The organism is Photobacterium sp. GB-210, from assembly GCF_003026075.1.
In the GTDB taxonomy this organism is placed as follows: domain Bacteria; phylum Pseudomonadota; class Gammaproteobacteria; order Enterobacterales; family Vibrionaceae; genus Photobacterium.
In genome coordinates this window covers 646785-662064 of sequence record NZ_PYNU01000001.1, presented here as the reverse complement: position 1 = coordinate 662064, position 15280 = coordinate 646785, and the positions used below count along the sequence as shown (strand labels likewise).

At 40.2% G+C, this 15280-nt stretch carries 15 protein-coding genes; 10 read left to right on the top strand and 5 right to left on the bottom strand.

Annotated elements, in window-relative coordinates; translation table 11 throughout:
- Positions 1–28: 28 nt before the first annotated feature.
- Complete coding sequence (gene htpX, locus C9J38_RS03035; RefSeq protein WP_107205812.1) at positions 29–916, bottom strand: protease HtpX; 888 nt, start codon at positions 914–916, stop codon at positions 29–31.
- A 448-nt stretch (positions 917–1364) separates the two neighbouring features.
- On the opposite strand from htpX, the gene C9J38_RS21865 reads away from it, so the two are divergent.
- Positions 1365–1526 (top strand): hypothetical protein, encoded by a 162-nt coding sequence (locus C9J38_RS21865; protein ID WP_199186999.1) that lies wholly within the window; start codon positions 1365–1367, stop codon positions 1524–1526.
- Between the two features lie 88 nt (positions 1527–1614).
- On the opposite strand, the gene bioD is transcribed toward C9J38_RS21865, so the two are convergent.
- Genes bioD through bioB form a run of 4 tightly spaced genes read right to left on the bottom strand, consistent with a single transcriptional unit; the run spans position 1615 to position 5328 of the window.
- Positions 1615–2295, bottom strand: a complete 681-nt coding sequence (gene bioD, locus C9J38_RS03030) for a dethiobiotin synthase (protein ID WP_107205811.1) — start codon at positions 2293–2295, stop codon at positions 1615–1617.
- The gene (gene bioC / locus C9J38_RS03025) at positions 2288–3112 is read right to left on the bottom strand and encodes a malonyl-ACP O-methyltransferase BioC (RefSeq protein WP_107205810.1); all 825 of its coding nucleotides are present in this window, start codon (positions 3110–3112) and stop codon (positions 2288–2290) included. The genes bioD and bioC overlap by 8 nt, the downstream gene beginning before the upstream one ends.
- A complete protein-coding gene (bioF, locus tag C9J38_RS03020; protein WP_107205809.1) occupies positions 3105–4289 on the bottom strand; it encodes an 8-amino-7-oxononanoate synthase in 1185 nt (394 codons plus the stop codon). Before bioF ends, bioC begins: the two co-directional genes overlap by 8 nt.
- Positions 4276–5328, bottom strand: a complete 1053-nt coding sequence (gene bioB, locus C9J38_RS03015; RefSeq protein WP_107205808.1) for a biotin synthase BioB — start codon at positions 5326–5328, stop codon at positions 4276–4278. The genes bioF and bioB overlap by 14 nt, the downstream gene beginning before the upstream one ends.
- 215 nt (positions 5329–5543) lie before the next feature.
- On the opposite strand from bioB, the gene bioA reads away from it, so the two are divergent.
- The 9 genes from bioA (at position 5544) to C9J38_RS02970 (ending at position 15252) form a co-directional block, all read left to right on the top strand.
- Positions 5544–6827 carry an adenosylmethionine--8-amino-7-oxononanoate transaminase gene (bioA, locus tag C9J38_RS03010; protein ID WP_107205807.1) on the top strand — a complete coding sequence of 428 codons (1284 nt, stop codon included), beginning with the start codon at positions 5544–5546 and terminating at the stop codon, positions 6825–6827.
- A 157-nt stretch (positions 6828–6984) separates the two neighbouring features.
- Entirely contained in the window at positions 6985–7554 is a 570-nt protein-coding gene (locus tag C9J38_RS03005) for an LON peptidase substrate-binding domain-containing protein (RefSeq protein WP_107205806.1), read from the top strand.
- Between the two features lie 124 nt (positions 7555–7678).
- Positions 7679–8251 (top strand): sigma-70 family RNA polymerase sigma factor, encoded by a 573-nt coding sequence (locus C9J38_RS03000; protein ID WP_107205805.1) that lies wholly within the window; start codon positions 7679–7681, stop codon positions 8249–8251.
- Entirely contained in the window at positions 8241–8942 is a 702-nt protein-coding gene (locus tag C9J38_RS02995; RefSeq protein WP_107205804.1) for a ChrR family anti-sigma-E factor, read from the top strand. Before C9J38_RS03000 ends, C9J38_RS02995 begins: the two co-directional genes overlap by 11 nt.
- A gap of 647 nt (positions 8943–9589) precedes the next feature.
- On the top strand, positions 9590–11173 hold the full coding sequence (locus tag C9J38_RS02990; RefSeq protein WP_107205803.1) for an L-lactate permease: 1584 nt from the start codon (positions 9590–9592) through the stop codon (positions 11171–11173).
- A 99-nt stretch (positions 11174–11272) separates the two neighbouring features.
- Complete coding sequence (locus C9J38_RS02985; RefSeq protein WP_107205802.1) at positions 11273–11992, top strand: (Fe-S)-binding protein; 720 nt, start codon at positions 11273–11275, stop codon at positions 11990–11992.
- Positions 11993–12004: 12 nt separating this feature from the next.
- The gene (locus C9J38_RS02980) at positions 12005–13417 is read left to right on the top strand and encodes a LutB/LldF family L-lactate oxidation iron-sulfur protein (RefSeq protein WP_107205801.1); all 1413 of its coding nucleotides are present in this window, start codon (positions 12005–12007) and stop codon (positions 13415–13417) included.
- Positions 13418–13433: 16 nt separating this feature from the next.
- Positions 13434–14186, top strand: a complete 753-nt coding sequence (locus C9J38_RS02975; protein WP_107205800.1) for a lactate utilization protein C — start codon at positions 13434–13436, stop codon at positions 14184–14186.
- 163 nt (positions 14187–14349) lie between these two features.
- On the top strand, positions 14350–15252 hold the full coding sequence (locus C9J38_RS02970; protein WP_107205799.1) for a LysR family transcriptional regulator: 903 nt from the start codon (positions 14350–14352) through the stop codon (positions 15250–15252).
- Positions 15253–15280: the final 28 nt, after the last annotated feature.

The following is a 15280-nucleotide window of genomic DNA, read 5'->3' as shown; positions in this document are numbered from 1 at the left end:
TTTCTAGTTGAGAAAGTGTCTTTGTCGATTACTTGTTTAAGTACTCGCCTTGACGAAGTGCTTCAATACGTTTTTCTAGTGGTGGGTGAGTCATGAATAATTCAGATAATGACTTCTTACCATTAATACCAAACGCCATCATTGAACCTTCTAATTGTGGCTCGTGGCTCACTTTTAGACGCTCAAGTGCTGCGATCATCTTCTCACGACCAACAAGCTTTGCAGAACCCGCATCAGCGTAGAATTCACGATGGCGGCTGTACCACATTGTTAGAATACTTGCTAAGAAACCAAATAGAATTTCCATGATGGTCGATACGATAAAGTATGTCATGTAGCTACCGCCACTTTCACCTTCTTCATCGTTATTGTTCACACCACTGATTGCGCCAGCCACTAAACGTGAAACGAAAATAACAAAGGTATTCACAACACCTTGCATTAACGTCATTGTTACCATGTCACCATTCGCCACGTGACTCACTTCGTGAGCAAGTACAGCTTCAGCTTCATCACGTGTCATACTGTGTAATAAACCTGTAGAAACAGCGACAAGTGAATCATCACGTTTCGCACCTGTTGCAAATGCGTTAATATCTGGCGAATCATAAATCGCGACTGTTGGCATACCAATACCCGCCTGTTGTGCTTGGCGAGATACTGTTTCCATCAACCAGTGTTCTGTTTCGTTACGTGGGCTTTCGATAACCACACCACCAACAGAACGAAGGGCCATTGACTTTGACATCATCAAAGAAACCAATGAACCACCAAAACCAAATAGTGCAGCCATAACTAGCAAACCAGAAAGGCTACCGGGTTGCATCCCTGTTACAGCATAAACAATGTTCAATACAACACTGAACACCAGCATTACTGCTAAGTTTGTTAATAAAAACAATGCAATACGCTTCATATTTCTAATATTCTCCACTTAGAAATTATTTCAATTCCTACCGTTATCAGTAGAATCGATGCTATCTCTTAATACTGACTCTATAGTAAACAAAGTCTGTAACTTAACACTATATTCAATGAATATACGTATGATTTAAAGAGTTTAATTGTTACTAATTCTTTATATATGTTCAAAGTGGCAATTTATCAATAGCGAACACAGACAAAGGTTTTGCTTTATTTTTTTAATATCCTCAATCTATGACGTTCTTTAATCCTCTTATCCCTCATTAATATAAAATTAATATCATATTCACCATGATCATTAACTACATAATATCAATAAGTTATGAACAATAAATGTGCACTATCTTACTTGTTAGACTTTAGTCTTATTGCCTCAGAAAACATTCTCTACTATTGTGGCTGTGTTTATATTAGACAAAATGTTGAACCAGGGAGGATTCATGGCTAGTAAAGAGAATTACCAAGTTGCCGTTGATATTTTACGTTGTCACCTTGGCATGTCTTTAGAAGAAGCACATAAAGAGCTGGGTATTGATCAGGTATCAAAATCATCAGCAACAGAAACACAAGAATTACTCATTGGCCTTAACCAAGATAATTAATTGTGTAATACCGCGGTCAGTTATAAAGATAAAGGCACTCAATGAGTGCCTTTATCTTATTCTGTGTATAAAAAACGATGATTAAACGCTATAACCCAAGCTTTTCTAATTGAATATACGATGATAAATCACGCCTATTAATACCTGGCATATAAGGAATTTCCCCTAATTTCACACCCGGTAAATTAAGCTCTAGCATTTTTATCATTTCTGCGTAATTTTCAACTCCAGGGTTAACCCGATTAGCAACCCAGCCAACCAGCTCTAAACCATCAGCTTCAATAGCTTCAGCCGTAAGCATGGCGTGGCTTAAACACCCTAATTTAATGCCTACCACTAAAATGACAGGTAACTTTTCTTGTTTAACCCATGTAGACAAGAAATCGGTACGTGTAACGGGCACACGCCACCCCCCCGCTCCTTCCACTAATACCACATCAGATTTCGCTTTAAGGTGTGCTAAGCCCTGTGAAAGCACATCAAAATCAATGGTTTTACCTTCTCTTTCTGCAGCCAAATGCGGCGAGACCGGATCTTTAAACGTATAAGGGTTCACTTCTTGATAAGTAAGCTCAACCGGCGATGCTTGTTGTATAAATAAAGCATCTGAATTGCGAAGTCCTTCGGCTGTTTCTTCACTGCCTGAAGCGATAGGCTTGTAACCTGCCATTTGAATATTGTGCTGACTGGCCGCTTGTAAAATAGCGCGACTACTGACTGTTTTACCGACTTCGGTATCCGTCCCAGTAAGGAAAAAAGCATTAGTCATTAATTAAAACTCCAAAACAAACTTGATACGTGGCGGGTAATAAATAGCTTTCATCACGATAGGCATCATAGGCATGCTCTAACGCGTTCAATGTTTTACGACCTAATAACACATTTTTCCTTTTTTGTTGCAAATGTGTAGCGCCAATGCCTTTTAGATCTTTCATTAACCCCAATGCTGATGGGTAATGAACGACTATGGGTGAGAATACTAATTTATCTATCTGTGTTCCTGTTTGCGCCAGCGCAACTTTTATTTCATTTTCTGTTTTAAAATCATTAACATGTTGATATTGATCAACTTGTGCCCACGCATCTTTTAACTCATTTAACGAACCATCAACCAACGTTGTGAAAAAGATCATACCGCCCGGCCGAACAATACGCTTTAATTCTTGAAGTGGTACAGCTAAGTCATCACACCACTGTAACGCCAAGCTACTAAAAGCAATATCATAGCTATTGTCTGCCAATGGCAAATTTTCAGCATCAGCCAATAGATAATCACAATCACTATTACAGCGTTGCTTGGCTTGCGCTAACATTTCTAAAGACAGATCAACTGCCGTCACATTAAAGCCAAGCTTTACCAATTCCGCACTAAAATAGCCCGTACCACAACCTACATCGATCGCTTTTTTATGGCTTCCTACGGCATGAAGATGAGGTAATTCCTCTAATAATAAATGCCCAACTTTACGTTGAAATGCCGCGGCGTTATCGTAATTTTTTGCCGCTTTACCAAAAGCCGATGCAACCGCTTGTTTATTTATTGGCATCGCTGGCTCGGTATTTAACGCCGTATTAAATTTATCCATTATATTGCTCATTAATTACCTCATTTAATGATGCAGCAAGCAGACGAATATCTTTATCATTATGTGTCGCTGTTAATGTGACGCGAAGACGAGCTGTATTTTGAGGAACCGTCGGAGGACGAATTGCACCTACCCATAATCCACGCTGTTTTAACTGCTCAGATATCGCGATAGTTTGTTCACTACTACCAATAACTATCGGTTTTATAGGGGTAATGGTGTACTGCAAAGGTATAGAAGCATCGAGGTGCTGGGTGAACAAATCACTTAACGCTGTTAATTTTTCTCGTCGCCAAGGTTGTTGCTGTATCACTTCACATGCTTTACTTAATGCATAGGCTTGAGCTGGCGGCATTGCTGTTGAGTAAATAAAGTGTCGTGCAAACTGAATCAAATATTCAGCAGTGTCGTTATCACATAATATTGCAGCGCCTTGAAGCCCAAACGCTTTACCGAATGTGATCACTAAAATATCTGCTTTTATTCCGCTCGCTGCACAACTCCCTCTTCCTTCATCGCCAAGTACACCACACCCATGTGCATCATCAACCACTAACCAACTTTTTTGTTTATCACAAACATGACGTAATGCTTTAAGCGGTGAACAATCACCATCCATGCTAAATACGCCTTCTGTAATCACCATTCGTGCTTGGTTAGGCTCGAGGACTTGTTTATCAAGTAATCTATCTAGGGCATCAATATCATTGTGTGGAAAACGCTTCATCATTGCTGGTGATAACATGCCCGCTTCCATCAATGAAGCATGATTCAACTTATCTTGGTACACACTGTCGTGCTTTTGTAATAGCGTAAAAAGCAAAGCTTGATTTGCGCTAAATCCGCTACTGAAAAGTAACGCCCTGTCATAACCGAGCCATTCCGATAATTGCGCTTCTAGATTTGCATGGGGAGAGTGATAACCTGTCACTAAGGGTGATGCGCCACTGCCAGCACCATATAGGCTCAACCCTTGCTGCCATGCTTCGATGATTTCAGATGACTGTGCTAATCCCAAATAATCATTACTTGAAAAGTTAACAAATGATTGTTGATCCGCAGAAATGTGTCCTGATTCATTACCCAGCTTACGAGATAAACAGGTACGGCTACGATAAAGCCTTTGTTTATCTCGTTCTGCTAACGCATGGCGAAAGCGTTGACTAAACAGAGGCATCGTAAAAGATGTCATCTTTAGTCGGGCGAGATGCCACACGTTGTGCCACTTTGCCTAATAATTCATGTTCTTGAACTTCATCAGGTTTCGCTGCTTGTTGCTCACTGTTAATCCCTAACTTAGCAAACAACTGCATGTCTTTATCTTCACCTGGGTTTGGTGTTGTCAGTAATTTGCAACCATAGAACACAGAATTAGCACCCGCCATGAAACAAAGCGCTTGCATCTGCTCATTCATGTCTTCACGACCAGCTGATAAACGTACCGCTGACATTGGCATAATAATACGGGCAACCGCAATAATACGTATAAAGTCAAAAGGATCGACATCATCAACACTTTCTAACGGTGTCCCTTTCACTTTTACCAACATATTAATCGGTACACTTTCAGGGTGAACAGGCAGGTTCGCTAGCTCAACCAATAATCCGGCGCGATCACGCGAGCTTTCACCCATTCCAATGATCCCACCTGAACAAATTTTCATCCCAGCATCACGAACATGAGATAACGTATCAAGTCGATCTTGATAAGTACGTGTGGTGATAATATTGCCGTAGTATTCAGGGGAAGTATCAAGGTTATGGTTGTAATAATCTAAACCAGCATCGGCAAGCGTATCGGCTTGATCACTGGTGATCATACCCAGCGTCATACACGTTTCTAAACCCATTTCTTTTACGCCTTTAACCATATCGAGTAGATACGGCATGTCGCGCTCTTTCGGGTTCTTCCAAGCCGCTCCCATACAGAAACGGGTTGCGCCTGATTGCTTTGCTTTATTTGCAGCGTCTAGGACACGCTCAACTTCCAATAAGCGTTCCTTATCTACATCGGTACGATAATGAGCACTCTGTGGGCAATACTTACAATCTTCAGGACATGCGCCTGTTTTAATCGAAAGCAAAGTACTGACTTGTACTTGATTAGGCTGATGATATTGACGATGTACTTGCTGTGCTTCAAAGACTAAATCCATAAAGGGTTTATCGAATAAAGCTTGGACTTCCTCTACTGTCCAATTATTACGTACTTCCACAGTCTGACCTCAATTATAGTTATCTTACGACTCACAAGGACTTGCTCGATCCTTCATGTTTACCTTATGTTTCACAGCTCTATTTGTTAACGTCTTGTTTCACTTTTACTAAGTAAAAAGCTATTAAATGATAACTCTATGAACTATTACTACTTGGCTAGTCTACTAACAGCACGTAGACTGTCAACTATGGATAATAACAGAGGTTTACATCTGTGCAAAAAACAAACAATATAGATGTTGATTTTGATAAAGAACACGTTTGGCATCCCTATACATCAACAGTTACTCCCCTACCTTGCTACCCTGTTACATCAGCCCAAGGCGTTTATCTCACCCTTGAAGATGGTACGCAGTTAATCGATGGTATGTCATCATGGTGGTCGACTATTCATGGTTATAATCACCCAGTTTTAACTGAAGCGGCAAAAGCGCAGCTTGATAAAATGTCACATGTGATGTTTGGTGGTATCACCCACCAGCCAGCCGTTGATTTGTGTAAAAAACTCATTTCCATCACCCCAGATCCTTTAGACAAAGTGTTTCTTGCCGATTCTGGCTCTGTTGCCGTTGAAGTTGCTCTCAAAATGGCATTGCAATATTGGCACGCACAAAATGAATCTCGTGCAAAATTTCTAACGGTTAGCCATGGCTATCATGGTGATACTTTTGCCGCAATGTCTGTGACTGATCCAACAAATTCCATGCACCGCATTTATAAAGGTTTTTTACCTGAGCATATTTTTGCCAAATCGCCAGAATGTGGATTTGGGGATAATTGGGATGAATCTGACATCGCTGACTTTGAACAAAAAATGCGTCTTCATCATCAAGATCTTGCTGCGGTGATCATTGAACCCATTGTTCAAGGCGCAGGTGGCATGCGTTTTTATCATCCAACGTATTTAAAACGTATTCGTGAGCTCTGTGATCAATACAATGTTTTACTTATTGCTGATGAGATTGCTGTCGGATTTGGTCGAACAGGTAAATTATTCGCCTGTGAACACGCAGAAATAAGCCCTGATATTATGTGCTTAGGTAAAGCGTTAACGGGTGGATATATGACCTTGTCAGCCACGCTGACCACCAAGCATGTCGCCGATACCGTATGCAGCGGTGAAGCGCAATGCTTTATGCATGGACCAACATTTATGGGGAATCCCCTTGCTTGTGCCGTCGCAAACGCCAGTTTAGATTTATTAGCAGAAAATAAATGGCAACAACAAGTCAAAAATATAGAGCAGCAATTAGCGCAGGAACTGCCAGTAATTGCAGAACTTGAAAATGTAAAATCTGTCCGTTGGTTAGGTGCAATCGGTGTGGTTGAACTGCATCACCCTGTTGAAATTAAAAGTATTCAAGAGAAGTTTGTTCAACAAGGCGTTTGGGTTCGCCCCTTTGGCAAACTTGTCTATATTATGCCGCCATTCATTATTAGCTCTTCACAGCTAACCCTACTGACGACTGCAATTAAAAAAGTTATAAGTTCAATATAACGGTCATTAATTCTAGCGAAAATATCGCATGATTTATCATAAAGCAGACAAAAATCTTATTTATGTCTGCTTATACTTTAGGTCATGATGCCAGTACTAAAAATAATAATAATTTAAGTACAGTATCGATGAGAGTACGTCAGCTAGGGCTAAGATTATGCAAATACCTCTGTTTCCACTAGATGTTTATCTATTACCAGGCGGGATCAGCAAATTAAGGATCTTTGAACCTCGTTATATCAAACTGGTAAAAATTGCAGCTACAAACAAAAATGGATTCGGTTTGTGCATGTCAATCGATAATACGATCTGCCACTTTGGCACACGCGTAGTTATCACTGATTTTGATTCCTTACCAGACGGTGTATTGAGTATCACAATTCAAGCCGTTGAGTTATTTCTTATTGACGATCATTGGCGTGATGAAGACGATCTTTTCTTTGGCAGGATATCTTCCGTCCCTAATTGGCAAAGTACTGATATTAACTATACCGATGTTGAGATAGCAAACAGCCTTAAAGTACTTTTCCAAGAACATCCAGATCATGCAAGCTATTACCCTGCCCCTAATTTTGAAGACATGACATGGGTATGTCAGCGCTGGCTTGAAATTTTACCCTTAGAAGTCAACCAAAAGCAGTGGTTCATGAGCCGAAACGACCATACTGCCGCCTTATCTTTTCTACACACGGTAATTGATGATAATTTGCAGAAAAATGATCCATAACTAAATTAATGACGTATCACTATGTAACTATTCACTATTTATATCAATACACATTGAGATTATGTCTATTATTACATACCCTAATTCTCAATCTAGTCATCATTATAGGTTGAGAACACCCACAATGAATGAGATCAGTATTGAGCAACAAAAACAATTACTCGTTAGTGTAGCAACAGACCGTGATAAAACGGCCTTTTCCGCTATATTTTCTCATTTTGCGCCAAAAATCCGCTCTTATGGTTTAAAACACCTCAAGCATGATGCGAATGCGATGGAGCTTGTTCAAGAAACAATGCTTACTGTTTGGCGTAAAGCACACCTTTTTCATCCTGAGAAAGGGGCAGTATCAACATGGGTTTATACAATAATGCGTAACCAATGCTTTGATATTCTACGTAAGCGTCAAGCAACAAAAGAAGATAATTACAGTGATGATATCTGGCCTATTTTTGAACAGAGACTCGTCACAACATCTGATGATCCAAGTAACGAACAGCTCAGTGATGAGCTCGTTACATTAATAGCAACATTACCAAAAAATCAACAAGTTGTAGTGAAGGAAATTTATCTCAATCAGCGTTCACATCAAGAACTTGCCGATCAGTTAGGACTCCCAGTGGGGACCGTAAAATCAAGGTTACGCTTAGGCTTGCAAAAGCTGCGTTCGCATTTGGAGAGTGACGATGCCTACTAATAATATATCGTTAATCAAACATCACCCCAATAAACAATTACTCGAGCAACACATAGAAGGTAGATTACCCCTTTCTATGTCGCTGGCTGTGGCAGCACATATTGAACTTTGCCCTCATTGCCAACAGTTAGAATCACAATTAACACCTCAAATTGCCAATGCTTCTTGGGCGCAAGCAAAAGATGCACAACGTGATTTACAGCATGATCTTAAAGTAGATGCATGTTTTTCTGCCATGCTGAGTGACATTACAGAGAGTAGTGATGACAATACGCCATACCATGAGCCAGAGTCCCTTACTATTGAATGTAAAGGTATAACCTATGCATTACCGAGAGCATTCACTAAATTTCATCAGTTAAATTGGCGCAATTTAGGGAAAATTAGTCGTGCTCGATTACCCTTTGAAGAAGGTGAAGTCAGATCCAGCTTATTGCACATAGGCAAAGGCGGTACTATCCCGACTCATACTCATAAAGGCTACGAACTTACGCTGTTGCTTGCTGGGGATTTCGAAGATGAAAACGGGCACTATGTTGCTGGTGATTTTATCTTACTTGATGAGTCACATTCAGGACACAGCCCAAAAACTTCTGAAGGGTGCCTTTGCTACACCGTCTCAAATGCCCCACTTCATTTTACTCAAGGTGTGAGCCAACTGTTTAACAGTATAGGTAAAGCCATATACTAAGACTTACTTACAGCCTCTCGCTAAATTCCTTATAGCTAGAAATACCGTTGAGAGGCTCTATAACCCTATTCATTTATTGACTCATTGCATTTATAATTTTTCACTTCACCTCGACAATATATATTTAACCTGACCATTCATTTACAATTTCAAATATAAAAACAACCTTATTTATAATATAAACAAAATAACGTCGTTTTATATTTCCATTCTTATACAAAAATAAAATCGCACTTGTAGTTTAATTACAACAAATACGATTTCATTTGAAAATAAGTCTTATTTTATTTTTTACTAAACTTATCTATTATTCAAAAAATTAGCATCTTTATTAGGTTGGAATCGCAAAATGTTTGTTTCCAATACTCACCTAATCAATTATTAAACACTCTCTCCAGAAACACACAACCCATTGATTATAAATAAATATAAAAATAACCGCTGATACATAACTGTCAACTAGCATCACATTTCTTTTATTTTTCATCACCTTTGGGATTAAAAAATAGATAGTCATCATCTATTTCCAACCTAAAATACTCTCCCCACTGCGGTTATGCGTTCAGTTATTACGTGTCACTCAGTAAATAATTAAAAATAACAACAAAACAATTTCGTGAAACAACGAAATAACCTAGGTGGGAAATATGTTAAATCTTGCAATATCGGTTATCCCTATTTTGCTTTTAATTTGGATGATGACAAAAAAGAATGCGTTACCATCACATATCGCATTACCAGTGACGGCACTCATCGTTGGTTTTTTACAACTTGTCTATTTTGGTACAGACAGCCAACTTTTAGCCGCAAACGTCATTTCTGGTGCATTATCCGCGATAACGCCAATATCAATTATTGCAGGTGCTATTTTATTAAATCGTACGTTAAACGTATCTGGTGCTGAAGATGTGATTCGCCAATGGTTAGAAGGCATCAGTAAAAACCAAGTCGGTCAGTTGATGATTATTGGATGGGCATTCGCTTTTATGATTGAAGGCGCATCAGGGTTTGGTACCCCGGCAGCAATTGCAGCGCCGATATTAGTCGGTCTTGGTTTTAATCCATTACGTGTAGCCATGCTAGCACTGGTTATGAATTCTGTTCCAGTCTCTTTTGGTGCAGTGGGTACACCTACATGGTTTGGTTTAGGCAACTTAGGACTTCCCGATGCAGAATTGCTTGATGTCGGTCGCCTATCAGCAATTATGCATACAGCGGCAGCGGTGGTTATTCCCGTCATTGCGCTTAAGTTTGTTGTTAACTGGCAACAAATAAAACGCAACTTTGTGTTTATCCAACTAAGCATTTGGTCATGTACTATACCTTATGTATGTCTAGCCCAGTGGAACTACGAGTTCCCAGCATTGATCGGTGGCGCAATTGGCTTAACGCTGTCGATTATTTTTGCTCGTTACAATATTGGTTTAGAAAAGCAGACAGATGCTCATAACAAAGAAAAATTAGCAAGATTACCATTTGGTACTGTTTTTAAAGCAATGGCGCCAACACTGTTACTGATTGTTATTTTAATCGTAACCCGTATTAAGCAACTTAGTCTCAAAGGCCTATTAAATGATGCAACGCCGATGTTACATCTAAATGTAGGTTTTGCTGATTTACATCTTAGCCAAGCGTTAATCATTCAGCTTAGTCATATTTTAGGTACAGATACATCTTGGGCATATAAAACACTCTATGTGCCAGCATTAATTCCGTTTTTTGTGGTAGTGCTTATTTCAATTCCTTTCCTAAAAATGAATATGCAGCAAACAAAACAAGTATTTAGTGATACCGCATCACGCATTAAAACACCGTTTATCGCCCTAGTAGGCGCGTTAATTATGGTGAAGTTTATGATGATTGGTGGAGAGCACTCACCCATTATGACAACGGGTAATGCCTTTGCTGATCTAATGGGTAAAAACTGGCAATACTGCGCCGCTTATTTAGGTGCGCTTGGTGCTTTTTTCTCAGGATCAGCAACCGTTTCAAACCTAACCTTTGGCGCAATTCAGCAGAGTATCGCGCACAATGTTGGGTTGCCTGAAACCACTATTTTAGCCATGCAATCTGTTGGTGGTGCGATGGGTAATATGGTGTGTATTAACAATATTATTGCGGTATCGACCATTCTTGGTATTGCAAATAAAGAAGGCTACATCATTAAGCGTACAGTGATCCCTATGATTTTGTACGGTGTGATTGCAGCATGTGTCAGCATTTTTATCTAATTGTCCCTACATAACATTAGATAAATGATTGGCTTGCTTTCGGGTAAGCCAATCTCAAATATGAACAATCAGGCGGTAACCCGCCACTGGAGCAATAAAATGAAGGTAAACTTTTTTGTCACCTGCCTAGGCGATACAGTAAAAGCTGAAGTTGCCAAAAAAACAGTAGGTTTACTAGAACAACTTGGCTGCGATGTGATCTTCCCAGAACGTCAAGGTTGTTGTGGTCAGCCTGCATTAAATAGTGGCTACATTGAAAAAAGTAAGCCGGCAATGAAAAGTATGATCCAAGCTTTTGAGATCAATGACTTCCCTATCGTAACCCCTGCCGGTTCTTGTGCGGCTGCGGTTAAAAAGTACCCTGAGTATTTAGCAGATGAACCAGAATGGGCAGAGCGCGCGAAAAAAGTCGCTGATCGTCTGTTCGAACTAACACAATTTGTTGTACGTCAGCTAGGTGTTGAAAACGTCGGTGCTCGTCTTGAAGGTAAAGGTGTTTACCATCCTTCTTGTAGCTTGATCCGTAAACTTGGCGTACGTGAAGAACCTCTACTTCTTCTAAGCAACGTTGAAGGACTTGAGCTTTTACCTATCGAAAACCAAGAAACATGTTGTGGTTTTGGCGGTACATTCTCTGTGAAAATGTCTGAAATCTCCGGTGAGATGGTGACAGAAAAAGTGCGTCACATTAAAGCAGCAGAGCCTGATTTCTTAATCGGCGCTGATATTAGCTGCTTATTAAATATTGGTGGTCGTATTAGCCGTGAAGGTCAACCAATCAAAGTGATGCACATTGTTGATGTGCTGATGAGTCGTTAAGAGGTCATTATTATGTCAATGAAAACAAGCAACCAAAAATTTAAAGATCGTATTCATGTAATAATGAAAGACGAGTCTATGCGTGCCGCTGTTGCTAATGCACAAGAACGTATGTTCAAAAATCGCGCTGTTGCTGCGGAGAAACTCGGTAACTGGGAAGAGTGGCGCGAAATGGGTATGGATATCCGTAACCATGTGCTTGAAAACCTAGACTACTACCTACAACAACTTAGCGATAACGTTGAAAAGAACGGTGGTCATGTATTCTTTGCAGCAACAGCTGAAGATGCAACTAACTACATCGAAAAAATTATCCAGCAAAAGAATGCGAAAAAAGTGGTTAAGTCTAAATCCATGGTGACCGAAGAAATCGGTATGAACCAAGTGATTCAGCGTAATAACTGTGAAGTGATTGAAACCGATCTTGGCGAATACATTCTTCAAGTCGATGATTGTGATGCGCCATCACACATCGTTGTACCAGCACTACATAAAAACCGTACTCAAATTCGTGATGTTTTCAACAAGAAACTCGGTTACGAAGGCTCTTCTGATCCAGAAGAAATGACACGTTTTGTTCGTAAACATATTCGTCATGATTTCCTTGAAGCAGAGATCGGTATTACTGGCTGTAACTTTGCTATCGCAGAATCAGGCACCGTTACCCTTGTGACCAATGAAGGTAACGCACGTCTTGCAACCAGCCTACCGAAAACGCATATCGCGGTAATGGGTATGGAGCGTATCGTTCCTACGTTTGAAGAATTCGATATTGTTGCGAGTTTGCTATGTCGAAGTGCAGTAGGTCTACCTCTAACAGGTTATGTGACAGCACTTACAGGTCCTCGTGAAGACGGTAACTGTGATGGTCCTGAAGAGTTCCACTTGGTGATTGTAGATAACGGTCGTTCTGAAATTCTTGGTTCTCAATTCCGCTCTATCCTACGTTGTATCCGTTGTGCAGCGTGTGTTAACACGTGCCCTGCATACCGCCATATCGGTGGTCAATCTTACGGTTCAATCTATTCAGGCCCTATTGGTGCGGTACTTTCGCCACTACTTGGCGGCTATGAAGATTTTAAAGATCTACCCAATGCTTGTAGCTTATGTCGTGCTTGTCATGACGTATGTCCGGTGAAAATCCCATTGTCTGATTTGCTACTTAAACACCGTCAAATCATGGGTGAAGAGAAAATCACAGATTCCATGGAGCGAGCTTCCGTCAGTGGATTTAGCTTTGTGAATGCTCACCCTGCACTATGGGATAAAACCGTTAAGATCGGTGCTATCGTTGCAGGTAAACTGATTAAAAATGGTCAATTACCATTTAAAGTTGGTCTACTAAACGCATGGACTCAGACGCGTGATTTACCAAACCCATCGGGTGAGTCATTCCGCAGTTGGTTTAAAAACAAAAATAAATAATTAAGGAGCTTTCCGTATGTCATCTCAAAATGAGCAACGCATTTATAATCGCGATAGTTTCCTTAACAACATCGCTAAACAACTTGGTCGTGAGCGTATTACTACCCCAGTAGAGCGTCCGAACCTAAAATATAACTGTCACAAAGACGTATTTGCTGATAAATCACAAGATGAATTAAAAGATATCTTGATCGAATACACGCAGTCTTCTTTAGGCGCACAAGCTGTTGTGACAACCAAAGCACAGTTAGCAGAAGCACTGCGTAATGTTTGTTTCAAATATTGCAGCGAAGACGAAACAAACATTGATCCTGTTGGTGAAACCATCTTTACCGCAGATACTCGTCTACTTAACATTATTGACCCGAAAGACTTGAGCGCCGATAAGCATGGTGTTTACATTTGGGATCACTCGGCGGGTTACGAAGCAAACATCACAGTAGCTGAACGTGCAAAAGTTGGTGTTGTATTCGCTGAACAAGCGTTAGCAGAATCAGGCACAATGGTACTTTACAGCAACCCAGCACAGGGTCGCGCAGTAAGCCTATTACCAGAAGCTTCTGTATTCGTTGTACCTAAAAGCTCAATCGTTGCTCGTTTAACACAAGCAACTGAGATTCTGCATCAAAAAGCCATGAACGGTGAACGTGTACCTTCATGTGTTAACTTTATTTCAGGTCCGAGCTCGACAGCAGATATCGAGCTGATCAAAGTTGTTGGTGTGCATGGGCCCGTCTTTGCCACCTACATCATTATTGATGATATGTAAGCTTACTTATCACCAATAGTGATAGCAAACTAGTAGGATACTAGTGGTTAAGCACATTACGGGAATACGAATAACGCAGTCTTCGGGCTGCGTTTTTTTATCTAGAATTTAATCTTTTTAAGTATATAATCCTTCGCCTATTAGGCTTTAAGTGGGATAAATAATGCCAGCTATCGATGATCTCGTTTTATTCACTCAAGTTATTGAACATGGCTCATTCAGTAAGGTTGCTGAACTCAATAATGTGACTAAATCCGTTGTTAGCAAGCGTATTAGTAAACTTGAAACCGAATTAGGCTTACAACTTATATATCGCACCACACGAAAGCTAACACTCACAGAACCCGGTGAAGTCCTTTACCATCGTGCTAAAAGTATCAACCATGTTGCTCAAGCTGCTTTTGACTCTGTGAAGGGCTACAGCGAAGCACTCTCTGGTAAAATTCGGATGTCAGTACCGACAATTTCAGGCGAATTAGTATTAGCAAAAGCCGTGTCTGATTTTTGTCAGAAACACCCCGGTCTTTCGGTTGATATGTCGCTAAACAATCACTTTGTCGATCTCGTTGCTGATAACTACGATTTGGTGATCCGTACCGGTTATCTCGAAGATTCAAGCTTAATCGCTCGTCATATTTTTAATTCTCGCTGGGTAATATGTGCCTCACCCGCTTACATTGAACATTATGGCAAGCCAGAAAAACCTAAAGATCTCAATAGCCATAATTGTCTAGGTTATAACCCTCAAAGTACTGGCCCTTTTGACTGGCAATTTATTAAACAAAATAAAATTTACACTCAAAAAGTCAGCGGAAACTTTTCATCCGACAATGCGATAGCGTTGAAAAAAAATGTCCTCGCAGGTAATGGTATCGCTTATCTACCCAATTGCTTAGTTCATGATGAATTAGAGCGCGGTGAGTTAGTTGAATTGCTCTCGGCACATGCGGGTAAAGTGGTGGGGATTTATGCTGTCTATCCGTATACCAGAAAACCTGCTAAACGGATTCAAGCACTGATTGAACATATTCGAGAAAGCTACATGGAAATTAAAGAAAAATTCTAATATCCATGTAGTATCAATTAGTTATAGC